Raw genomic sequence first — 21,849 nt, forward strand, 5'->3', positions numbered from 1 at the left:
AATCTGACCGACGAATCGCGCAGCTCCAGTGCTGAAGGAGCGGTACATGTCCCTGGAAGAAATGAAGAAGCGCGTGCGCCAGCATGTCGACCTGAGCTGGAACCGGGGCCGCCTGGCACTCGCCGAGCAGATGCACGGCCCCGATTTCATCTACAAAAGCTCGTTCATCGGCCAGCCGCTGAGCAGCTCGGCCTTCGCGCGCATGGTGCAGGAAATCCGCCAGGCCATGCCCGACCTGGAGGTGGTGATCGAGGAATGCATCGCCGAGGGCAACAAGGTGGTGACCTGGAGCACCCTGATCGGCACGCTGGAGAAGCCCGCCCTGGGCTACCCGGCCAGCGATAAGGTGCTGAGCATCTCCGCCATGGCCTTCTGGACGCTGACGCCGACCGGCAGCATTCGCGAGATCTGCACCATGTTCGACATGGAAAGCTTCCACGCCCAGCTCGGCCTGGCGAACCGCCCTATCGCGGCAAAGACTCAACCCTGAAAGGGAAACGGCGCCCTCGGCGCCGTTTTTCTTTCATTTCCTGGCCTGCTCGTAAAGTGGCATCACCTTCGGGATGGCCGCCTGCAGAGAGGCGATGCGGCTGCCCGACGACGGGTGGGTGCTCATAAACTCGGGCGGCGCGCCGCCACCGGCCTGGCTCATCTTCTGCCACAGGCTGATCGCCGCGTTCGGATCGTAGCCGGCGCGTGCCGACAGCTCCAGGCCGATGATGTCGGCCTCGTTCTCGTTGCTCCGGCTGTTGGGCAGTGTCATCAGGTACTCCACCCCGGTATTGGCCATCTGCAGGCTGCCCTCCCCCACGCCGAGGACCGCGCCCAGCTGGGTCGCCATCTGCACGCCGTAGGCCTTGGACATGGCCTCGCGGCTATGCTCGCGCAGGGCGTGGGCGATCTCGTGCCCCATGACCGCGGCCAGTTCGTCGTCGGTGAGCTGCAATTTCTCGATCAGGCCGCTGTAGACGATGATCTTGCCACCGGGGCCGCAGTTGGCGTTGAGCTCGTCGCTCTTGATCAGGTTGACCTGCCAGTCCCACTGCGCGGCGTCGGCGCGGAATACCGGAGCCTGGGCGATCAGCCGCTTGGCGATGGCGCTCACCCGCCTGGCGTTGGCGCTGTTGGTGTCCAGGGCGCCCTGCCCCGAGGCTTCGCTGAGGGTCTTCTGGTAGGCCTGCGAGTACATGCTGTCGACCTCCTGGGCGGACAGCATGCTGAACATGTACTGCTTGCGCTCGACCCCCACCGCGCCGCCGCTGGTGGTGTTCACGGCCTGGCAGGCGGCGAGCAGGGAAAGACCGACCAGGACGGAGAGACGGATTGAGTTGGACATGGCGAATCTCCAGGCTGTAATGCAGGCGCCCTATGCTAGGGCGCCACGAACCGACCGACAACGTTCGACCTTGCACTCAGACCATGGGCGATCTTTGCTAGTTGCAGGGCCCCGCTCATGAATTGCCCATGGGCGGCCGATAAGCCAGGGACAGGCGAAGAAACCAACGCTGTGGGAGTCCCTATGCGATTCAAGTCCATCCAGTTTTCCGTCGCCTTCCTGGCCGGCGCAAGCATCCTGGCCGTGGTAGTGGCGCTGGTGCTGTACGCCCTGTTCGCCGGAACCCACACCCAGGCGCTGGTCCAGCAACGCACCCAGGAACTGTTGCAGGAGTCCATCCACCAGCGCCTGCGCGCCATCGCCGATGCCCAGGTCGGCAAGCTGCAGCGCCAGTTCGAGCAGCCCATGCTGCTGTCCAAGTCCATTGCCACCCTCAACAGCCGGCTCGGCCAGACTCTGGCCGGCGGCACGGTGCTGGGCACCAGCCGGGAAGAACTGAGCGCGCTGCTCGGCGAGTACCTGAAGGACAACCCCGATCTCGTCGACGTGTACATCGGCTGGGAAGCCAATGCCTTCGACCAGGACGACGACCTCTACGCCGGGCAGAAGGAAAACGGCTACGACGCCAGCGGGCGCTTCATGCCCTGGTGGTACCGCGACGGCGGCCAACTCAAGCTCGAGCCACTCACCGTCGAGATGATGGAAGACCAGAAGCGCCAGGCCACCGGCGTGCGCACCGGCGAGTACTACCTGTGCCCGAAGGAGACCGGCAAGCCCTGCGTGATCGACCCGGCCTCCTACGACTTCGGCGGCAAGCAGGTGCTGGTCGCCTCGTTCAACGCCCCGATCACGGTCGGCGGCCAGTTCAAGGGCATCGTAGGCAGCGACCTGGCCCTCGACTTCATCCAGGACCTGCTCAACCAGGCCAAGCAGCAGCTCTACGACGGCGCCGGCGAGCTGGCCCTGATCTCCGCCAACGGCAGCCTGATCGCCGCCACCAAGGACGCCGGCCTGATCACCCAGCCCGCCGTCAAGGCAGTGAACGCCGAGCTGCTGCAGCAGTTCAAGCAGAGCGGCGGTGACGCGACCATCCTGCGCGTGGACGAGCAGAACAACCTGATCCAGCTGCTGCAGCCCTTCCGCGTGGCCGGCACCGAGACCCGCTGGGCCCTGGCCATCGAACTGCCCACCGAGGCGGTGCTGGCGGAGTTGCGCCAGCTGCAGGGCGAACTGACGGAGCAGGCCCGCAAGGACACCCTTGGCATGACCGTGGTCGGCCTGCTGATCGCCGCCGCCGGCCTGTTGGTGATCTGGTTCGTCGGCTACGGCATCGCCCGGCCGCTGCGGCAGATGGTCGGCATGCTCGACGACATCGCCAAGGGCGACGGCGACCTCACCGTGCGCCTGCAGGTGGACCGCGCCGACGAGCTGGGACAGATCGCGACCGGCTTCAACACCTTCCTCAACAAGTTGCAGAACATGATCCGCGACGTGGTGACCTCGGTGCAGAAGGTCAGCGACTCGTCGGAGTACACCGCCGACATCGCCATCCGCACCAACCAGGGCGTGCAGCGGCAGATGGCGGAGATCGACCAGGTCGCCACCGCCGTGCAGGAGATGAGCGCCACCGCCCAGGACGTGGCACGCAACGCTACCCAGGCGGCGGAGGCGGCCAACCACGCCGACCACTCGGCCAACGATGGCAAGCGCATCGTCGAGGGCACCTCCAAGGCGATTTCCGCCCTCGCCAACGAGATCGGCCGTGCCGTGGGCGTGGTGCAGACGCTGGCCAAGGACAGCGAGAACATCAATGCGATCCTGGTCGCCATTCGCGGCATCGCCGAGCAGACCAACCTGCTGGCGCTCAACGCGGCCATCGAGGCCGCACGGGCCGGCGAGCAAGGGCGCGGCTTCGCCGTGGTGGCCGACGAGGTGCGCAACCTGGCGCAGAAGACCCAGCAGGCGACCGAGGAAATCCAGTCGATGATCCAGCAGCTGCAGAACGGCACGCGCGAAGTGGTCAACGTGATGGAGCAGAGCCAGGCGCGCACCGACGACAGCGTGCAGCAGGCCCAGGCCGCGGCCCAGGCGCTGGAGTCGATCACCCAGGCGGTGTCGGTGATCAACGACATGAACACCCAGATCGCCAGCGCCGCCGAGGAACAGAGCGCGGTGGCCGAGGACATCAACCGCAACGTCACCAATATCGGCCAGGTCGCCGGCGAAGTGGCGGGTGGCGCCGACGAGGCCAGCGGCGCCAGCGCCGAGCTGACCAAACTGGCCGAGCAGCAGCGGCGGCTGATCAATCAGTTCCGGGTTTGATGCCAGGGACTTATGTAGGAGCGGCCTTGGCCGCGATACCTGGGGGCTGCGGGGATCGCGGCCAAGGCCGCTCCCACCAAGCCGGTCAGGTCTTGTGTGCCCAGCGCTGGCGCAACCACTCCAGGTCTTCCGGACGGGTGATCTTCAGATTATCCGCCCGGCCTTCCACCAGCTTCGGCGCCAGCCCGGCCCACTCCAGGGCCGAGGCCTCGTCGGTCACCGCCACGTCGGCCACCAGAGCATCGGCGAGTGCCCGGTGCAGGGCGGCGAGACGAAACATCTGAGGCGTATAGGCCTGCCAGATCAGGCTGCGGTCCACGGTTTCCGCCACGCGCCCGTCGGCGCCGGCACGCTTGAGGGTGTCGCGGGCGGGCACCGCCAGCAGGCCGCCGACCGGGTCGTCGGCCAGCTCCTGCAGCAGCAGGTCGAGATCACTGCGCGCCAGATTGGGCCGTGCGGCGTCATGCACCAGCACCCAGTCGTCCGGCTGGGCGCCCAGTTCGATCAGCTGCAGCAGGCCGGCCAGCACCGAGTCGGCCCGCTCGGCGCCACCCTCGGCACGCTGGATGCGCGGATCGTCGGCGCAGGACAGCGTCGGCCACCAGGGATCGTCCGCCGCCAGGCTGAGCACCAGCCCGCGCAACCGCGGATGATCGAGGAAACAGTGGAGGGTGTGTTCGAGGATGGTCCGCCCGGCCAGGGCCAGGTACTGCTTGGGACGGTCCGCGCGCATGCGCGAACCGATGCCGGCAGCGGGGATCACCACCCAGAAGGAAGGAAGTTCGCGGCTGCTCATTCGGCCAACTGGTAGAGGGTTTCGCCTTCCTTGACCATGCCGAGTTCGTGGCGGGCGCGCTCTTCGACGGTCTCCATGCCTTTCTTCAGCTCCATCACCTCGGCTTCGAGGATGCGGTTGCGTTCGAGCAGGCGCTCGTTCTCGCCCTGCTGCTCTTCGATCTGCCGGTTCAGTTCGGTCACCTGGGCCAGGCTGCCTTCGCCCACCCAGAGGCGGTACTGCAGCCCGGACAGGACCAGCACCAGGGCAACGAACAGCCAGTAGGGAGCTTTCGACATCGGAACGGAGTTATCCATGTGAAAAGGGCAGCTTGCGCTGCCCTTTTACCATTCCCGGCTTAGCCGCGGAACTCGGCGCGGCCCTTGTAGGGTGCCTTTCCGCCGAGCTGCTCTTCGATGCGCAGCAGCTGGTTGTACTTGGACACGCGGTCGGAACGGCACAGGGAACCGGTCTTGATCTGACCGGCGGCAGTGCCTACGGCCAGGTCGGCGATGGTGCTGTCCTCGGTCTCGCCGGAGCGATGCGAGATCACGGCGGTAAAACCGGCGGCCTTGGCCATCTGGATGGCTTCCAGGGTCTCGGTCAGCGAGCCGATCTGGTTGAACTTGATCAGGATCGAGTTGCCGATCTTCTCGTCGATGCCGCGCTTGAGGATCTTGGTATTGGTCACGAACAGGTCGTCGCCGACCAGTTGCACCTTGGCGCCGATCTTGTCGGTCAGCACCTTCCAGCCAGCCCAGTCGGACTCGTCCATGCCATCTTCGATGGAAATGATCGGGTAGCGCTGGGTCAGGCCGGCCAGGTAGTCGGCGAAGCCTTCGGCGCTGAATACCTTGCCCTCGCCTTCCAGGTCGTACCGGCCATCCTTGAAGAACTCGGAGGAGGCGCAGTCCAGGGCCAGGGTGATGTCGTCGCCCAGCTTGTAGCCGGCGTTGGCCACAGCCTCGGCGATGGCAGCCAAGGCGTCCTCGTTGGAAGCCAGGTTCGGCGCGAAGCCACCCTCGTCGCCCACGGCGGTGTTCAGGCCACGGGCCTTCAGCACGGCTTTCAGGTGATGGAAGATCTCGGCGCCCATGCGCAGGGCGTCGGCGAAGTTCTTGGCGCCGACCGGCTGGACCATGAATTCCTGGATGTCGACGTTGTTGTCGGCGTGCTCGCCGCCATTGATGATGTTCATCATCGGCACCGGCATGGAGTACTGGCCGGGGGTGCCATTCAGGTCGGCGATGTGCGCGTACAACGGCACGCCCTTGGCCTGGGCGGCGGCCTTGGCGGCGGCCAGGGACACGGCGAGGATCGCGTTGGCGCCCAGCTTGCCTTTGTTCTCGGTGCCGTCGAGGTCGATCATCGCCAGGTCGAGTGCCTTCTGCTCACGGGCGTCTTTGCCCAGCAGCAGGTCACGGATCGGCCCATTGATGTTGGCCACGGCCTTGAGCACGCCCTTGCCCAGGTAACGGCTCTTGTCGCCATCACGGAGTTCCAGCGCTTCGCGGGAACCGGTGGAGGCACCGGACGGCGCGCAGGCGCTACCGATGATGCCGCCTTCGAGGATCACATCGGCTTCTACGGTGGGGTTACCACGGGAGTCGAGAACCTCGCGGCCCTTGATGTCGACGATTTTTGCCATCGCGTGTAGCACTCCAAGCTGTTGTCGGGAGGGGATGCCGGTTGCGGCCGACGGGCGCGCACTTTACCGGAGAACTGCCCGATCAGGCAGTCTCGATCGGCGAAAAACTCTTGACCAGGTCATCCAGCTGCTTGAGCTGGGACAGGAAGGGCTCCAGCTTGTTCAGGCGCAGGGCGCACGGACCATCGCACTTGGCCTGCTCCGGCTCCGGGTGGGCTTCGAGGAACAGACCGGCCAGGCCCTGGCTCATCCCGGCCTTGGCCAGGTCGGTGACCTGGGCGCGGCGGCCGCCGGCGGAATCGGCGCGGCCGCCCGGCATCTGCAGGGCATGGGTCACGTCGAAGAACACCGGGTACTCGAACGACTTCATGATGCCGAAGCCGAGCATGTCCACCACCAGGTTGTTGTAACCGAAGGAGGAACCGCGTTCGCAGAGGATCAGCTGGTCGTTACCCGCCTCTTCGCACTTGGTCAGGATGTGCTTCATCTCCTGGGGCGCGAGGAACTGGGCCTTCTTGATGTTGATCACCGCGCCGGTCCTGGCCATGGCGACCACCAGGTCGGTCTGCCGGGAGAGAAATGCCGGCAGCTGGATGATGTCGCACACCTCGGCCACCGGGGCAGCCTGGAACGGCTCGTGGACGTCGGTGATCACCGGCACGCCGAAGGTCTTCTTCACTTCCTCGAAGATCTTCAGACCCTCTTCAAGACCCGGGCCGCGGAAGGAGGTGACGGAGGAGCGGTTGGCCTTGTCGAAGCTGGCCTTGAACACGTAGGGGATGCCGAGCTTCTCGGTGACCCGCACGTATTCCTCGCAGGCCTGCATGGCCAGGTCGCGCGACTCCAGTACGTTGATGCCGCCGAACAGGACGAACGGCTTGTCGTTGGCGATCTCGATGTCGCCGACCTTGATGATCTTCTGGGCCATGGGCTCTTCCTTTATGCCTTGCCGGCTTTCTGCAACGCCGCCTTGACGAAGCCGCTAAACAGCGGATGGCCGTCGCGCGGGGTGGAGGTGAACTCCGGGTGGAACTGGCAGGCGATGAACCACGGGTGGTCCGGGGCTTCGACCACTTCCACCAGGGCGCCGTCGGCGGAGCGGCCGGTGATGTTCAGACCTGCCTGCTCCAGTTGCGGCAGCAGGTTGTTGTTCACTTCGTAGCGGTGGCGGTGGCGCTCGACGATCACGTCCTTGCCGTAGCACTCGCGGACGCGGGAGCCGTCGACCAGCTGGCAGTCCTGGCCGCCCAGGCGCATGGTGCCGCCCAGGTCGGAAGCGTCGGTGCGCAGCTCGGTGGCGCCGGTGGCGTCCTGCCACTCGGTGATCAGGCCGACCACCGGGTGACCGCTGTTCTGGTCGAACTCGGTGGAGTTGGCATCGCTCCAGCCCAGCACGTTGCGGGCATACTCGATCACCGCCACCTGCATGCCGAGGCAGATGCCCAGGTAGGGGATCTTGTTCTCGCGAGCGTACTGCACGGTGCGGATCTTGCCTTCCACGCCACGCAGGCCGAAACCGCCGGGCACCAGGATGGCGTCGACGCCCTCCAGCTTGGCGATGCCTTCGTTCTCGATCTCCTCGGAGTCGATGTAGCGCAGGTTGACCTTGGTGCGGTTCTGGATGCCGGCGTGGTTCATCGCCTCGATCAGCGATTTGTAGGCGTCCAGCAGCTCCATGTACTTGCCGACCATGGCAATGGTGACTTCCTTCTCCGGGTTCAGCTTGGCGTCCACCACGCGGTCCCACTCGGAGAGGTCGGCAGGCTGGCACTGCAGGCCGAAACGCTCGACGACGATGTCGTCCAGGCCCTGGGCGTGCAGGACCGTGGGAATCCTGTAGATGGTGTCGACGTCTTCCAGGGCGATCACCGCACGCTCTTCCACGTTGGTGAACAGGGCGATCTTGCGCCGCGAGGCCAGGTCGATCTCGTGGTCGGAGCGGCAGATCAGTACGTCGGGCTGCACGCCGATGGAGCGCAGCTCCTTGACCGAGTGCTGGGTCGGCTTGGTCTTGGTCTCGCCGGCGGTGGCAATGTACGGCACCAGGGTCAGGTGCATGAACATGGCACGCTTGGCGCCCAGCTCCACACGCAGCTGGCGCGCGGCCTCGAGGAACGGCTGGGACTCGATGTCGCCCACGGTGCCGCCGATCTCGACCATGGCCACGTCGGCGTCGCCGGCGCCCTTGATGACGCGGCGCTTGATCTCGTCGGTGATGTGCGGGATCACCTGGATGGTGGCGCCCAGGTAGTCGCCACGGCGCTCCTTGCGCAGCACGTGCTCGTAGACGCGGCCGGTGGTGAAGTTGTTGTTCTGGGTCATGGTGGTGCGGATGAACCGCTCGTAGTGGCCCAGGTCGAGGTCGGTCTCGGCGCCGTCGTGGGTGACGAACACCTCGCCGTGCTGGAACGGGCTCATGGTGCCCGGATCGACGTTGATGTAGGGGTCCAGCTTGAGCATGGTGACCTTCAGGCCACGCGCCTCCAGGATGGCCGCCAAGGAAGCCGAGGCGATGCCTTTCCCCAATGAAGAAACAACACCGCCCGTGACGAAGATGTAGCGCGTCATGAAAAATCCTAGAAGTCTGCGTTCAAGCGGTCAGCGCCGCCGGGGTATGAGCGCAGGCCGGCCTTGGCCAACCTGAATAAAGCATGCCGCTGCGGGTTCCGAGGGAGCCCACAGAAGCAGTAATAAGACGGGAGCGTAGTCTACCCGAAAGGGCCTTTCAGCTCAAATCCGAGCTTAGCCATCTGAACCGCCACTCTCCCGACGAAGGGCCGTCGAGCCCGGGCAGGTTGGCCACGGCCAGCAGCTCGTCACCACGGTAGAGCAGCGGCAGGCGACCACGCACGAAGGCCGGCACGCCGCGCTCGTTGAGCAGGCGCTTGAGGTCACGATGACCCCGCCCCGGCAGTGCCATGACCTCGCCGCCCTGCCGATAGCGCAGCCGAAGCGGGCCGGCAGGCGGCGCACCCTCCAGAAGTACCAGCCCATTGCCGTCGAGACGCAGCGGCTGCGCCGGGTCGAACCCTTCGGCCGGAGCCGGTGGGTTGAGCAGCCAGTCGCCGCGGAGCCACCACAACCGCCCGTCGGCACGCCTGAGTTCGCCACCCTCCAGTCGCCACACCGGCGCGGCGTCCACTGCCGCATCGCGCAGGTCGGCCCAGCCGGCCCAGTGGTCGCTGTCCGGCATGCGCGTCAGCGGCGCCAGCCAGTGACGCAACGCATTGCGCTGGCGCGGCTCGGGCAACGCCAGCAAGGGCGCCAGCTCCAGCGAAGGCAGCTCAAGCCACGGCAGACCGCTATCGCTGCGGGCCGCCGCGAGATCCAGCTCAGCCAGTTCCGCCAGCAACTGCTCCGTTTCACGCATGAGCTCGGCGGTGCGAGCCAGATTGGCGCCGACCTGCGGCCAGCGCCGCGCCAGCGCCGGAAACACCTCGCGCCGCAGGAAATTGCGCGCCAGCCCCGTATCGGCGTTGGACGGGTCTTCCACCCAGCGCAGACCCTGCTCGCCGGCGTAGGATTCGAGCGCCGCGCGCGGGCAATCCAGCAACGGACGCACCAGCCAGCCAGCACCGAGACGGCGCGACGACGGCATGCCGCCCATGCCCTTCACCCCGGCGCCACGTAGCAGGCGAAACAGCAGGGTCTCGGCCTGATCGTCGCGATGCTGCCCGGTCAGCAGGACTTCACCCTCCCCCAGCTGGCGCTCGAAGGCCGCATAACGGGCCATCCGCGCAGCGCGCTCCAGGCTGGCGCCGCCGTCCACCCGCACTCGCTCCACCTGCAGCGGTACGCCCAGGCCATCGCAGAAAGACTGGCAGTGCGCCGGCCAGCCATCGGCAACCGCCTGCAGGCCATGGTGGACATGCACGGCGAACAGCGGCGGCAGCGCTTCCCGCTCGCGCAGACGCACCAACAGGTGCAGCAGCACGGTCGAGTCCAGGCCCCCGGACAGGGCGACACGCCAGGCCGGCGCGTCGCGCCAGGGCCGTAGAGAACGGAGAAGGAGGGATTTGAGCGCGGTCATACCGCCAGCTTAAACAACAACAGGCCCGAAGGCCCGTCGTGCGATGCGCCTGGCCCGATCAGGCCACGCCGTAGCTCATCAGGCGCTCGTAGCGGCGCTCCAGCAGCTGGGCGTCGTCCAGGGTGCGCAGCATGTCGAGCTGCTCGACCAGCTCGGCGCGGATCGACTGGGCCGCGGTGGCCGGATCGCGATGGGCGCCGCCCAGCGGCTCGGCGATTACCTTGTCGACGATACCCAGGCCCTTCAGGCGCTCGGCGGTGATGCCCATGGCCTCGGCGGCGTCGGGCGCCTTTTCGGCGGTCTTCCACAGGATCGAGGCGCAGCCTTCCGGCGAGATCACCGAGTAGGTGGAGTACTGCAGCATGTTCAGCTGGTCGCATACGCCGATGGCCAGGGCGCCGCCGGAGCCGCCTTCGCCGATCACGGTGGCGATGATCGGCGTCTTCAGCCGTGCCATGACGCGCAGGTTCCAGGCGATGGCCTCGCTCTGGTTGCGCTCCTCGGCGTCGATGCCCGGGTAGGCGCCGGGGGTGTCAATGAAGGTCAGGATCGGCAGCTTGAAGCGCTCGGCCATCTCCATCAGGCGGCAGGCCTTGCGATAGCCCTCGGGACGCGGCATGCCGAAGTTGCGACGCACCTTCTCGCGCACCTCGCGGCCCTTCTGGTGGCCGATGATCATCACCGGCTGGCCATCCAGGCGGGCGGTGCCGCCGACGATGGCGGCGTCATCGGAGAAGTGGCGGTCGCCATGCAGCTCGTCGAACTCGGTGAAGAGATGCTCGATGTAGTCGAGGGTGTAGGGCCGGCGGGGATGGCGCGACAGCTGGGAAATCTGCCAGCTGCTGAGGTTGCCGAAGATGGTCTCGGTCAGCGCACTGCTCTTTTCCTGCAGGCGGGATATCTCGTCATTGATATTCAGCGCGTTGTCGTTGCCGACCAGGCGCAGTTCTTCGATCTTGGCTTGCAGGTCGGCGATCGGCTGTTCGAAGTCGAGGAAGTTCGGGTTCATAGGCGTCCGTCTTGCATCGGCGGCCGAAAGGCCGGGCGGCTGATTCCATCTGGCGCCCTACCTTAAGGGATAAGGCACCCAGGGTCGAGGCCGATGCGGCAGACCTGCGGACTGCCGCTCAGCGGTATTGGAGGAAGACGTTGTCTTTTCCGAACTGGTCACGCAGGGCCTGGATCAGGTTGTCAGCCGGGTCGATGTGCCATTGCTCGCCGAACTGCAGCACCGCGCGAGCCTCGCTGCCGCTGTAATCCAGGGTCAGCGGGCAGGCGCCCTTGTGCTTGCCGAACAGCTCGCCCAGCCAGCGCAGGCGGTCGCCCTGCAGCGCCTCGCGTGGCGCGCGGATGCGCAGGCTCTCGGCCAGGCCGGTGCGCGCCTCCTCCAGGCTCATCACCCGCTTGGCGCGCAGGCGCAGGCCGCCGGAGAACTCGTCATTGCTCACCTCACCCTCGACCACCACCAGGGCGTCGGTCTGCAGCAGCGCCTGGGCACTGGCGAAGGCGTCGGCGAACAGCGAAGCCTCGATCCGCCCGGAGCGGTCGTCCAGGGTGATGAAGCCCATCTTGTCGCCCTTCTTGTTCTTCATCACCCGCAGGTTGACGATCAGGCCGGCGATGGTCTGGGTATCACGGGCGGGGCGCAGCTCGACGATGCGCTGGCGGGCGAAGCGGCGCACCTCGCCTTCGTATTCGTCGATCGGGTGGCCGGTCAGGTACAGGCCGAGGGTGTCCTTCTCGCCCTTCAGGCGTTCCTTGATCGACAGCTCGCGGGCCTTGCGGTGGTTGGCGTACATGTCCGCCTCGGGCTCGGCGAACACCCCGCCGAACAGGTCCATATGGCCGCTGTCGTGGCTGCGGGCGGTCTGCTCGGCCGCCTGCACGGCTTCCTCCATGGAGGCCAGCAGCACGGCGCGGTTCTTGTCCACGCTGGCCTGGTAGGCCTTGAGCTCGTCCTGGTAGTAGGGGCCGAGGCGATCCAGCGCGCCGGAGCGGATCAGCGCCTCCAGGGTGCGCTTGTTGATGCGCTTGAGGTCGACCCGGTTGCAGAAGTCGAACAGGTCCTTGAACGGCCCGCCCTCGGCACGGCACTCGACGATGGCCTCCACCGGCCCCTCGCCCACGCCCTTGACCGCGCCCAGGCCGTAGACGATGCGTCCGTCGTCGTTGACGGTGAACTTGAATTCGGAGGTGTTCACGTCCGGCGCATCGATGCGCAGCTTCATGTGGCGGCATTCCTCGATGAGGATCACCACCTTGTCGGTGTTGTGCATATCCGCCGATAGCACCGCGGCCATGAAGGGCGCCGGGTAGTGCGCCTTGAGCCAGGCGGTCTGGTAGGAGACCAGGCCGTAGGCGGCGGAGTGCGACTTGTTGAAGCCGTAGCCGGCGAACTTTTCCACCAGGTCGAAGATGTTGCCGGCCAGGTCGGCGTCGATGCCGTTGTTGGCGCAGCCCTCGATAAAGCCGCCGCGCTGCTTGGCCATCTCCTCGGGCTTCTTCTTGCCCATGGCGCGACGCAGCATGTCCGCGCCACCCAGGGTGTAGCCGGCCATGACCTGGGCGATCTGCATCACCTGTTCCTGGTACAGGATGATGCCGTAGGTGGGCTTCAGCACCGGCTCCAGGCCAGGGTACTGATAGTCCGGGTGCGGGTAGGAAATCACCTCGCGCCCGTGCTTGCGGTTGATGAAGTCGTCCACCATGCCCGACTGCAGCGGGCCAGGGCGGAACAGCGCCACCAGTGCGATCATGTCTTCCAGGCAGTCCGGCTTGAGCTTCTTGATCAGCTCCTTCATGCCGCGTGATTCGAGCTGGAAGACTGCGGTGGTCTCCGCCTTCTGCAGCATCGCGTAGGTCGGTTTATCGTCCAGCGGAATGAAGTCGATGTTGAGGTCCGGCAGGCCCTTCTTGGCCTGCTCGCGGTTGATCGTCTCCATCGCCCACTTGATGATGGTCAGGGTGCGCAGGCCGAGGAAGTCGAACTTCACCAGGCCGGCCTGCTCGACGTCGTCCTTGTCGAACTGGGTCACCAGGCCATCGCCCGCCTCGTCGCAGGAAGTCGGCGCGAAGTCGGTGAGCTTGGTCGGCGCGATCACCACGCCGCCGGCGTGCTTGCCGGTGCCGCGCACGATGCCCTCCAGCTTGAGGGCCATGTCCCAGATTTCCTGGGCCTCCTCGTCGTTCTTGAGGAAGTCGCGCAGCACCTCTTCCTGGGCGTAGGCGGCCTCCAGGGTCATGCCGACCTCGAAGGGGATCATCTTCGACAGGCGGTCGGCCAGGCCGTAGGACTTGCCCTGCACCCGCGCCACGTCGCGCACCACCGCCTTGGCCGCCATGGAGCCGAAGGTGATGATCTGGCTCACCGCGTTGCGGCCGTACTTGTCCGCCACGTAGTCGATCACCCGATCGCGGCCGTCCATGCAGAAGTCGACGTCGAAGTCGGGCATGGAAATCCGTTCGGGGTTGAGGAAACGCTCGAACAGCAAGTCATAGGCCAGCGGATCGAGGTCGGTAATCTTCAGCACGTAGGCCACCAGCGAACCGGCACCCGAGCCCCGACCGGGACCGACCGGCACGCCGTTGCCCTTCGCCCACTGGATGAAGTCCATCACGATGAGGAAGTAACCGGGGAAGCCCATCTGGATGATGATGTCCAGTTCGAAGTTCAGGCGGTCGATGTAGACCTGTTTCTTCGCTTCGTAATCGGGGGTGTCCCTGGGCAGCAAGACCTCCAGGCGCTCTTCCAGGCCCTCGAACGAGGCGTGACGCAGGTAGTCGTCGATGCCCATGCCGTTGGGTGTGGGGAAGTCAGGAAGGAAGTACTTGCCCAGCTGCACCTCGATATTGCAGCGCTTGGCGATTTCCAGCGTGTTCTCCAGCGCCTCGGGCAGGTCGGAGAACAGCTCGGCCATTTCCTCCGGGCTCTTGAGGTACTGCTCCTCGGAGTAGTTGCGTGGGCGGCGCGGGTCGTCCAGGGTGCGGCTCTCGCCGATGCACACGCGGGTCTCGTGGGCCTCGAAATCTTCCTGCTTGAGGAAGCGCACATCGTTGGTCGCCACCAGCGGCACACCGGTACGCGAGGCCAGGTCGACGGCCGCGTGCAGGTGCTCCTCGTCGTTGACCCGATTGGTGCGCTGCACCTCCAGGTAGAACCGATTGGGGAACACCGCCATCCACTCGCCGAGCAGCTCCTCGGCACGCTTCTGCTCACCGGCCAGCAGGGCCATGCCGACTTCGCCCTCGCGAGCGCCGGACAGCGCGATCAGCCCCTCGGCCGCCTCCTTGACCCAGTCGCGCTGGATGATCACCAGGCCGTTGTCCTGGCCCTCGGCCCAGCCGCGGGAGATCAACTCGGTGAGGTTGCGATAACCCTGGGCGTTCATCACCAGCAGGGTCAGGCGCGACAGCGGGCCGTCCTCGTCCGGGCTGGCCAGCCAGATGTCGGCGCCGCAGATGGGCTTGACGCCCGCGCCCATGGCGGTCTTGTAGAACTTCACCAGCGAGCACATGTTGCTCATGTCGGTGACGGCCACGGCCGGCATGCCGGCACCGGCCACCGCCTTGACCAGGGGTTTGACCCGCACCAGGCCGTCGACCAGGGAGAACTCGGTGTGCAGGCGCAGATGGACGAAGGTGGCGGTCATGGCAATCCCGTTGGTGACACAGAAACGATAGGGCCCGGATTGTACCGGGCCTGCCTTGAAAGGACAGCCGCGTCTACGACAGTCCGGCCGCCTCCAGCACCACGCGCACCGGCGCGAAGGAGCGCCGGTGGATCGGCGTAGCCCCCAGGCGCTTGAGCGCCTCCAGGTGCACCGGCGTGGGGTAGCCCTTGTGCCCGGCCATGCCATAGCCCGGGTAGAGCAGGTCCAGCTCGACCATCTCGCGGTCGCGGCTGACCTTGGCCAGGATGGAGGCGGCGGCGATGGCCGGCACCTGGGCGTCGCCGCCGACCACAGGAGCGCTGGGCACCGCCAGTTTCGGGCAGCGGTTGCCGTCGATCAGGGCCAGCTTCGGAACGACGCTCAATCCCTCCACCGCGCGCTGCATGGCCAGCATGGTGGCATGGAGGATGTTCAGACGGTCTATCTCCTCCACCTCGGCGCGGGCAATGCACCAGGCCAGGGCCTTCTCGCGGATCTCGTCGAACAGCTTCTCGCGGCGGGCCTCGGTGAGTTTCTTCGAATCGTTGAGACCCGTGATCGGGCGCATCGGATCGAGGATCACCGCAGCGGTGACCACCGGTCCGCACAGCGGGCCGCGGCCGACCTCATCGACGCCGGCGACCAGCGCCTCGACCAGGGCGAAATCGAGTCCGAGTTGCATCAGCCCTCTCCCACCAGCTTAAGCACCGCGTCGGCGGCCTGCTGCGAGGCATCCTGGCGCAGGGCGCGATGGATCACGTCGAAGCCTTCGGTCTGCACCGCGCCATCGTCCAGCAGCGGCGCCAGGGCGTGGGCCAGGGCGTCCGGGGTAGCGGCGTCCTGGATCAGTTCGGGCACCAGCATGCGCTCGGCCAGCAGGTTGGGCAGCGAGATGTAGGGACTCTTCACCAGGCGCCTGAGGATCCGGTAGGTCAACGGTGCCACCTTGTAGGCCACCACCATCGGGCGCTTGTGCAGCAGCGCCTCGAGGGTCGCGGTGCCCGAGGCGATCAGCACCGCATCACAGGCGGCCAGCGCCTCGTGCGAACGGCCATCGAGCAGGCGCAGCGGCAGGTTGCGACCGGCGAGCATGGCTTCCAGCTGGGCGCGGCGCTCCGCGTTGGCGCAGGGCAGCACGAACTGCACGCCCGGACGCAGCGCGCGCAGGCGCTCGGCGGCATCGAGGAACAGCTCGCCGAGGCGTGCTACCTCGCTGCCACGGCTGCCCGGCAGCAGGGCTACCACCGACTCGTCTGCGGCAAGCCCCAGGGTTTCGCGTGCGCCAGCCCGGTCGGCCTGCAGCGGGATGGTGTTGGCCAGCGGGTGGCCGACGAAGCGCACCGGCACCTGGTGGTCCAGGTAGAAGCGCGCCTCGAAGGGGAACAGGGTCAGCATCAGGTCGCAGGCCTCGCGGATCTTCAGCACCCGCTTCTGCCGCCAGGCCCAGACCGAGGGGCTGACGTAGTGCACGGTGCGAATCCCGGCCTGGCACAGCTTGAGTTCCAGGGTCAGGTTGAAATCCGGGGCGTCGATGCCGATGAACACGTCCGGCTTCGCGGCGATCAGGTCCCTGATCAGGCGCCTGCGCCGCCCGAGCAGCTCGCACAGACGGCCGAGCACCTCGACCAGCCCCATCACCGAGAGGCGCTCCATGGGGAACGCGGAGACCAGGCCTTCGGCCTCCATGCGGGGGCCGCCGACACCGATGAACTCGACGTGTGGATGACGGGCCTTGAGTGCCTGCATCAGGCCGGCACCGAGAATATCGCCGGAAGCCTCGCCGGCGACCAGCGCGACAAGAAGAGGACGGCTCATGATCAGCGGGTGATGCCGCGGGTCGAGGCCTGAACGGAGTCGCGGAACACCGCGACCTCCGGGAACTGGACGGCGGATTCGGCCAGCTCGGCCAGCGCCTGCTCGACCGTCAGGCCCTGACGATAGACCACCTTGTAGGCCCGCCGCAGCGCGGCGATGGACTCGGCGCTGAAACCGCGACGGCGCAGCCCCTCGAAATTCATGCTGCGCGCCTCGGCCGGATTGCCGAACACGGTGACGTAGGCAGGCACGTCCTTGCCGATGGCCGTGCCCATGCCGGAGAAGCTGTGTGCGCCGATGCGGCAGAACTGGTGGACCAGGGTGAAGCCGGAGAGGATCGCCCAGTCGCCCATGTGCACATGGCCGGCCAGCGCGGTGTTGTTGACCAGAATACAGTGGTTGCCGATCACGCTGTCGTGGCCGACGTGCACATAGGCCATCAGCAGATTGTGGTCGCCGATGGTGGTCTCCGACCGGTCCTGCACGGTGCCGCGATGAATGGTCACGCCTTCGCGGATCACATTGTGGTCGCCGATCACCAGGCGGGTCGGCTCGCCGTTGTACTTCAGGTCCGGGGTATCTTCACCGACCGAGGAGAACTGGTAGATCTTGTTGTGCTTGCCGATAACGGTCGGGCCTTTGACTATCACATGCGGACCGACCACCGTGCCCTCGCCGATTTCCACATCGGGTCCGATGATCGACCAAGGGCCGACCTGGACGTCCGCGGCCAACCTGGCCGACGGATCGATGATTGCGCGAGGGTCGATCAAACTCATAGCTTGCGTTCCGCACAGATGATTTCGGCCGAGCACACTTCCTTGCCGTCGACGCTGGCCTGGCATTCGAATTTCCAGATGCTGCGCTTGCAGCTCAGGAACTTGGCCTGCAGCACCAGTTGGTCGCCCGGCAGAACCGGCTGACGGAAGCGTAGCTTGTCGGAGCCGACGAAGTAGTAGAGGGTGCCGTCGGCCGGCTTCACGTCGAGCATCTTGAAGCCGAGGATGCCGGCCGCCTGGGCCATGGCCTCGATGATCAGCACGCCCGGCATGATCGGGTGCTCGGGGAAGTGGCCGTTGAAGAAAGGCTCGTTGATGCTGACATTCTTGTAGGCGCGAATGGTCTTGCCTTCGACGTCCAGCTCGGCGACCCGATCCACCAGCAGGAACGGGTAGCGGTGCGGCAGATATTCGCGAATCTCGGTGATGTCCATCATTTGCGGAAAGCCTTTACTGAAAATAGGGGCGTGCCTCGGGCACGATCAGGCATCTGATGAGGCCTGGTCGGCCGGGGTCACGGCGGCGAGGCGCTTTTCCAGCTCGCGCAGGCGCCGCGCCATGTCGTCCAGTTGACGTATGCGGGCGGCGCTCTTCTTCCAGTCGGCCGCCGTTTGCATGGCGGTACCGGAGGAATAGGCGCCCGGCTCGGTGATCGAGCGGGTGACCATGGTCATGCCGGTGACGAACACGTTGTCGCACACCTCGATATGCCCCACCATGCCGACGCCGCCGGCGATCATGCAGTGCCTGCCGATCTTGGTGCTGCCGGAGATGCCGACACAGCCGGCCATGGCGGTGTGATCGCCGACCTGCACGTTGTGCGCGATCATGATCTGGTTGTCCAGCTTCACGCCGTTGCCGATCACGGTGTCGGCCAGGGCGCCACGGTCGATGGTGGTGTTGGCGCCGACTTCCACGTCGTCGCCCAGCACCACGCCGCCGATCTGGGCGATCTTCTGCCAGACCCCCTTCTCGTTGGCGAAGCCGAAGCCTTCGCCGCCGATCACGGCGCCCGACTGGATGACCACGCGCTTGCCGATCATCACGTCGTGGTAGAGGGTCACGCGCGGCGCCAGCCAGCCGCCCTCGCCGATCACGCAGCGCGCGCCGACCACGCAATGGGCGCCGATGGCGACGCCGGCGCCGATCCGCGCACCGCTCTCGATCACCGCGCAGGCACCGACACTGGCACTCGGGTCGATCTGCGCATCGGCAGCCACCACGGCGGTCGGATGCACGCCGGCGGCGGCCACAGGCTTGGTGTCGAACAGGTGGGAGAGCTGGGCGAAGGCCAGGTAGGGATTGGCCACCAGCAACACATCGCCCTCGTAACCTTCGGCATCGGCCTCGGTCAGCAGCACCACGCCGGCGCGGGTGTCGCCGAGGAACTTGCGATACTGGGCGTTGGACAGGAAGCTGAGCTGATCCGGGCCGGCATCCTGCAGAGTCGCCAGGCCACGGATCGGCTTGTCCGCGGCGCCACGCAGGGTGGCGCCGAGACGCTCGGCCAGCTGGCCGAGGGTGAAGACCGGAGCGTTCATCTTCAGCGCAGCGAGTTCATGCGCTGGATGACCTGACGGGTGATCTCGTACTGCGGCTTGACGTCGACCACGGCACCACGCTCCAGCACCAGATCGTAGTTGCCCTGCTTGATCACTTCCTCGACCGCCTTGTCCAGCTTCGGCTTGAGCTGCTTGAGCATGTCGCGGTCGGAGATCGCCTTGGCGTCGTTCAGTTCCTTGGACTGGAACTGGAAGTCCCGGGCCTTCTGCTTGAACTCCAGTTCGAGGCGCTCGCGCTCGGCCTGTTGCATCTTCTCGCCATCCTTGACCAGGCGGTCCTGGATGCGCTTGGCGTCGGACTCCAGCTGCTTGAGCTTGCTCAGCTGCGGACCGAACTTCTTCTCGGCGTCCACAGCGTATTTCTTGGCGGCGTCCGACTCGAGCAGGGCCATTTGATAGTTCATCACCGCGATCTTCATCTCGGCGAAGGCCGGGGTCGCCACCAGGGCCGCGGCAACCAGAACCAGTTGAGTCAACTTACGCACGATGCACTCCTGCAACAAGACATGTTGTCTAGCAAATTAGAAAGTTTGGCCCAGGGAGAATTGGAAGACCTGGGTGTCCGCGTTTTCCGGCTTCTTGATCGGCGCCGCCAGGCTGAAGCTCAGCGGCCCGAGAGCGGTGATCCAGGTCACGCCCACACCCACCGAGCTGGCCAGGTCGCCGAAGTCGATGTTGTTGCAGCTCGGCGAAGAGGACGCGCAGGAGGTGTCGTACACGTTACCCACGTCCCAGAACAGCGAGGTACGCAGGGAGCGCTGGTCCTTGACGAACGGCAGGGGGAACAGCAGCTCCACGCCACCCTGGACCAGCACGTTGCCACCGAAGGGGAGCGGGTCCTGGTCCGGGTCGGTGTAGCGGCCGTACTGGTCGGGAACGTCGTATACGATCTCGTTTTTCGAGTTACGCACCACGCTTGGGGTACTACGCGGGCCTAGGCTGCTGTCCTCGAAGCCACGTACCGAGTTGAAGCCGCCGGCGAAGTAGTGCTCGTAGAACGGCAGTTCCGAGGTCGAGCCGTAGGAGTCGCCATAGCCGAGTTCGGTATGGAAGCGCAGGGTGTAGTTGTCGCTGATCGGCGTGAACAGCTGGCCACGGTAGTCGAGCTTGAAGAACGACAGGTCGCTGCCCGGCACGGTGCTTTCCAGCACCAGGCTCTGGGAATGGCCACGGGTAGCCAGTACGCCGCGGTTCAGGGTCGATTCGGACCAGCCGATGGACGCCTTCAGGTTCAGGTAGTTGTCGCCTTCCTGGTTCATGAAGTCGATGATCTCGTCGACCGTGTAGCGGCCCGCGTCGATGCTGTCCTGCTGGATGGTCAGACCGTAGGTCAGGCGCGAAGTCTCGCTGATCGGGTAGCCGATGCTCACACCGGCGCCCATGCTGTCCACCGAGTAGCTGGAGACATCGACATCGAGATCGTCGTAGTCGGTGGTGCGGTAGAAGGCGTTGTAGCCCAGGCTCACACCGTCGACGGTCCAGTAGGGGTCGACGAAGCCGAAGTTGTAGCGGGTCTGGTATTCGGAGCGGGTCAGGCCGACACTGACCTTGTTACCGGTACCTAGGAAGTTGTTCTGGCTGATCGAGCCGCCGAGGATCAGGCCCGCATTCTGGGCGAAGCCGATGCTGGCGGTGATCGAGCCGGACGGCTGCTCTTCCACGGTGTAGTTGACGTCGACCTGGTCGTCGGTGCCGGGCACCTGCGGGGTCTCGACGTTGACTTCCTTGAAGAAGCCCAGGCGCTCCAGGCGGGTCTTGGACTGGTCGATCAGGTAGGTCGAGGCCCAGCCGCCTTCCATCTGGCGCATCTCGCGACGCAGCACCTCGTCCTCGGTCTTGGTGTTGCCGCGGAAATTGATGCGGTTGACGTAGGCACGCTTGCCCGGGTCGACCATGAAGGTGATGGCGACGGTCTTGTCGGCGTCGTTGGGCTGCGGCACACCGTTGACGTTGGCGAAGGTGTAGCCCTCGTTGCCGAGACGGCGGGTGATCAGCTCGGAGGTGGTGGTCATCACCTTGCGCGAGAACACCTGCCCTTCCTGGACCAGCAGCAGCTTCTCGACTTCTTCCTGCGGCACCTTCAGGTCACCGGAAAGCTTGACTTCGCTGACGCTGAACTTCTCGCCTTCCTCAACGTTGACGGTGATGTAGACGTGCTTCTTGTCCGGGGTGATGGATACCTGGGTGGAGGAGATATCCATGTTGATGTAGCCGCGGTCCAGGTAGTAGGAACGCAGGCGCTCCAGGTCGCCGGACAGCTTCTCGCGGGCGTACTTGTCGTCGTTCTTGAAGAAGGACAGCCAGTTGGTGGTCTTCAGCTCGAACAGGGCGGTGAGGTCCTCGTCCGGGAATACGCTGTTGCCCACCACGTTGATGTGCTGGATGGCGGCGACCGAGCCTTCGTTGATGGTGATCTTCAGGGCCACGCGGTTGCGCGGCTGGGGAATCACCTCGGCCTCGATCTCGGCGGAGTAGCGGCCCTGGGCCACGTACTGGCGCAGCAGCTCGTTGCGTACGCCCTCGAGCGTGGCGCGCTGGAAGATCTCGCCTTCGGCCAGACCGGACTGCTGCAGGCCCTTCATCAGGTCTTCGGTGGCGATCGCCTTGTTGCCTTCGATCTCGATGGTGGAAATCGAAGGACGCTCGATCACGTTGATCACCAGCACGTCGCCTTCGCGGCCGAGCTGGATGTCCTGGAAGAAGCCGGTCTTGAACAGGGCGCGGGTGGCATCTACCAGTCGGCGGTCGTCGACCTGGTCACCGACATTGAGCGGCAGCGCACCGAACAGGCTACCGGCGGATACCCGCTGCAGGCCGTTGACGCGGATGTCGGTGACTGTGAAGGACTCGGCGTGAACTTCGGCGATCATCAGAGCGGCGAGGACCGCAGGTAGCAGCAGACGTTTCATGAAGTCCTTTCTTATTCCAACTGA

General features: G+C 65.7%; 18 protein-coding genes. 2 read left to right on the plus strand and 16 right to left on the minus strand.

Features of this window, described 5'->3' with window-relative positions:
• The first annotated feature begins 46 nt into the window (after nucleotides 1-46).
• A complete protein-coding gene (locus N7640_RS13310) occupies nucleotides 47-490 on the plus strand; it encodes a ketosteroid isomerase-related protein (RefSeq protein ID WP_220815947.1) in 444 nt (147 codons plus the stop codon).
• Nucleotides 491-523: 33 nt separating this feature from the next.
• Here the strand turns inward: N7640_RS13310 and N7640_RS13315 are convergent, their stop codons facing one another.
• A complete protein-coding gene (locus N7640_RS13315; RefSeq protein ID WP_279904375.1) occupies nucleotides 524-1,336 on the minus strand; it encodes a M48 family metallopeptidase in 813 nt (270 codons plus the stop codon).
• A gap of 183 nt (nucleotides 1,337-1,519) precedes the next feature.
• On the opposite strand from N7640_RS13315, the gene N7640_RS13320 reads away from it, so the two are divergent.
• Nucleotides 1,520-3,658 (plus strand): methyl-accepting chemotaxis protein, encoded by a 2,139-nt coding sequence (locus tag N7640_RS13320; protein ID WP_279904374.1) that lies wholly within the window; start codon nucleotides 1,520-1,522, stop codon nucleotides 3,656-3,658.
• Between the two features lie 85 nt (nucleotides 3,659-3,743).
• On the opposite strand, the gene ispD is transcribed toward N7640_RS13320, so the two are convergent.
• The 15 genes from ispD to bamA all read right to left on the minus strand — a co-directional run bounded on the left by ispD (nucleotide 3,744) and on the right by bamA (nucleotide 21,825).
• A complete protein-coding gene (gene ispD, locus N7640_RS13325; protein WP_279904373.1) occupies nucleotides 3,744-4,454 on the minus strand; it encodes a 2-C-methyl-D-erythritol 4-phosphate cytidylyltransferase in 711 nt (236 codons plus the stop codon).
• Nucleotides 4,451-4,732, minus strand: coding sequence for a cell division protein FtsB (gene ftsB, locus N7640_RS13330; RefSeq protein ID WP_220815943.1), 282 nt, complete (start codon nucleotides 4,730-4,732; stop codon nucleotides 4,451-4,453). The genes ispD and ftsB overlap by 4 nt, the downstream gene beginning before the upstream one ends.
• 59 nt (nucleotides 4,733-4,791) lie before the next feature.
• Nucleotides 4,792-6,081, minus strand: coding sequence for a phosphopyruvate hydratase (gene eno, locus N7640_RS13335; RefSeq protein WP_279904372.1), 1,290 nt, complete (start codon nucleotides 6,079-6,081; stop codon nucleotides 4,792-4,794).
• Nucleotides 6,082-6,163: 82 nt separating this feature from the next.
• Nucleotides 6,164-7,009 (minus strand): 3-deoxy-8-phosphooctulonate synthase, encoded by an 846-nt coding sequence (kdsA, locus tag N7640_RS13340; RefSeq protein WP_220815941.1) that lies wholly within the window; start codon nucleotides 7,007-7,009, stop codon nucleotides 6,164-6,166.
• Nucleotides 7,010-7,020: 11 nt separating this feature from the next.
• A complete protein-coding gene (locus tag N7640_RS13345) occupies nucleotides 7,021-8,649 on the minus strand; it encodes a CTP synthase (protein ID WP_279904371.1) in 1,629 nt (542 codons plus the stop codon).
• Nucleotides 8,650-8,806: 157 nt separating this feature from the next.
• On the minus strand, nucleotides 8,807-10,111 hold the full coding sequence (gene tilS / locus N7640_RS13350; RefSeq protein ID WP_279904370.1) for a tRNA lysidine(34) synthetase TilS: 1,305 nt from the start codon (nucleotides 10,109-10,111) through the stop codon (nucleotides 8,807-8,809).
• Nucleotides 10,112-10,169: 58 nt separating this feature from the next.
• Nucleotides 10,170-11,120 (minus strand): acetyl-CoA carboxylase carboxyltransferase subunit alpha, encoded by a 951-nt coding sequence (locus tag N7640_RS13355; RefSeq protein ID WP_220815938.1) that lies wholly within the window; start codon nucleotides 11,118-11,120, stop codon nucleotides 10,170-10,172.
• Nucleotides 11,121-11,238: 118 nt separating this feature from the next.
• Nucleotides 11,239-14,760: a DNA polymerase III subunit alpha gene (gene dnaE, locus N7640_RS13360; RefSeq protein ID WP_279904369.1), complete on the minus strand. Its 3,522-nt coding sequence runs from the start codon at nucleotides 14,758-14,760 to the stop codon at nucleotides 11,239-11,241.
• Nucleotides 14,761-14,833: 73 nt separating this feature from the next.
• Nucleotides 14,834-15,442 carry a ribonuclease HII gene (gene rnhB / locus N7640_RS13365; protein WP_279904368.1) on the minus strand — a complete coding sequence of 203 codons (609 nt, stop codon included), beginning with the start codon at nucleotides 15,440-15,442 and terminating at the stop codon, nucleotides 14,834-14,836.
• Nucleotides 15,442-16,575: a lipid-A-disaccharide synthase gene (gene lpxB, locus N7640_RS13370; protein ID WP_279904367.1), complete on the minus strand. Its 1,134-nt coding sequence runs from the start codon at nucleotides 16,573-16,575 to the stop codon at nucleotides 15,442-15,444. Before lpxB ends, rnhB begins: the two co-directional genes overlap by 1 nt.
• A gap of 2 nt (nucleotides 16,576-16,577) precedes the next feature.
• A complete protein-coding gene (lpxA, locus tag N7640_RS13375; RefSeq protein WP_220816211.1) occupies nucleotides 16,578-17,354 on the minus strand; it encodes an acyl-ACP--UDP-N-acetylglucosamine O-acyltransferase in 777 nt (258 codons plus the stop codon).
• On the minus strand, nucleotides 17,351-17,791 hold the full coding sequence (gene fabZ, locus N7640_RS13380) for a 3-hydroxyacyl-ACP dehydratase FabZ (protein ID WP_220816212.1): 441 nt from the start codon (nucleotides 17,789-17,791) through the stop codon (nucleotides 17,351-17,353). Before fabZ ends, lpxA begins: the two co-directional genes overlap by 4 nt.
• 45 nt (nucleotides 17,792-17,836) lie before the next feature.
• A complete protein-coding gene (lpxD, locus tag N7640_RS13385) occupies nucleotides 17,837-18,895 on the minus strand; it encodes a UDP-3-O-(3-hydroxymyristoyl)glucosamine N-acyltransferase (RefSeq protein WP_279904365.1) in 1,059 nt (352 codons plus the stop codon).
• A 2-nt stretch (nucleotides 18,896-18,897) separates the two neighbouring features.
• Nucleotides 18,898-19,401 (minus strand): OmpH family outer membrane protein, encoded by a 504-nt coding sequence (locus N7640_RS13390; RefSeq protein WP_220816194.1) that lies wholly within the window; start codon nucleotides 19,399-19,401, stop codon nucleotides 18,898-18,900.
• A gap of 36 nt (nucleotides 19,402-19,437) precedes the next feature.
• A complete protein-coding gene (gene bamA / locus N7640_RS13395; RefSeq protein ID WP_279904364.1) occupies nucleotides 19,438-21,825 on the minus strand; it encodes an outer membrane protein assembly factor BamA in 2,388 nt (795 codons plus the stop codon).
• Between the last annotated feature and the right edge of the window lie 24 nt (nucleotides 21,826-21,849).

The sequence above is a fragment of the Pseudomonas sp. GD04015 genome, assembly GCF_029837675.1.
In the GTDB taxonomy this organism is placed as follows: domain Bacteria; phylum Pseudomonadota; class Gammaproteobacteria; order Pseudomonadales; family Pseudomonadaceae; genus Aquipseudomonas; species Aquipseudomonas paralcaligenes.

Bases quoted from the DNA above. Each gene is read 5' to 3' on its own strand.
- N7640_RS13320 (WP_279904374.1), top strand. From the start codon at position 1,520: ATGCGATTCAAGTCCATCCAGTTTTCCGTCGCCTTCCTGGCCGGCGCA.
- lpxD (WP_279904365.1), bottom strand. From the start codon at position 18,895: ATGAACGCTCCGGTCTTCACCCTCGGCCAGCTGGCCGAGCGTCTCGGC.
- fabZ (WP_220816212.1), bottom strand. From the start codon at position 17,791: ATGATGGACATCACCGAGATTCGCGAATATCTGCCGCACCGCTACCCG.
- dnaE (WP_279904369.1), bottom strand. From the start codon at position 14,760: ATGACCGCCACCTTCGTCCATCTGCGCCTGCACACCGAGTTCTCCCTG.
- N7640_RS13355 (WP_220815938.1), bottom strand. From the start codon at position 11,120: ATGAACCCGAACTTCCTCGACTTCGAACAGCCGATCGCCGACCTGCAA.
- N7640_RS13315 (WP_279904375.1), bottom strand. From the start codon at position 1,336: ATGTCCAACTCAATCCGTCTCTCCGTCCTGGTCGGTCTTTCCCTGCTC.
- ispD (WP_279904373.1), bottom strand. From the start codon at position 4,454: ATGAGCAGCCGCGAACTTCCTTCCTTCTGGGTGGTGATCCCCGCTGCC.
- bamA (WP_279904364.1), bottom strand. From the start codon at position 21,825: ATGAAACGTCTGCTGCTACCTGCGGTCCTCGCCGCTCTGATGATCGCC.
- N7640_RS13345 (WP_279904371.1), bottom strand. From the start codon at position 8,649: ATGACGCGCTACATCTTCGTCACGGGCGGTGTTGTTTCTTCATTGGGG.
- tilS (WP_279904370.1), bottom strand. From the start codon at position 10,111: ATGACCGCGCTCAAATCCCTCCTTCTCCGTTCTCTACGGCCCTGGCGC.
- N7640_RS13310 (WP_220815947.1), top strand. From the start codon at position 47: ATGTCCCTGGAAGAAATGAAGAAGCGCGTGCGCCAGCATGTCGACCTG.
- rnhB (WP_279904368.1), bottom strand. From the start codon at position 15,442: ATGCAACTCGGACTCGATTTCGCCCTGGTCGAGGCGCTGGTCGCCGGC.
- lpxB (WP_279904367.1), bottom strand. From the start codon at position 16,575: ATGAGCCGTCCTCTTCTTGTCGCGCTGGTCGCCGGCGAGGCTTCCGGC.
- lpxA (WP_220816211.1), bottom strand. From the start codon at position 17,354: ATGAGTTTGATCGACCCTCGCGCAATCATCGATCCGTCGGCCAGGTTG.
- ftsB (WP_220815943.1), bottom strand. From the start codon at position 4,732: ATGTCGAAAGCTCCCTACTGGCTGTTCGTTGCCCTGGTGCTGGTCCTG.
- eno (WP_279904372.1), bottom strand. From the start codon at position 6,081: ATGGCAAAAATCGTCGACATCAAGGGCCGCGAGGTTCTCGACTCCCGT.
- kdsA (WP_220815941.1), bottom strand. From the start codon at position 7,009: ATGGCCCAGAAGATCATCAAGGTCGGCGACATCGAGATCGCCAACGAC.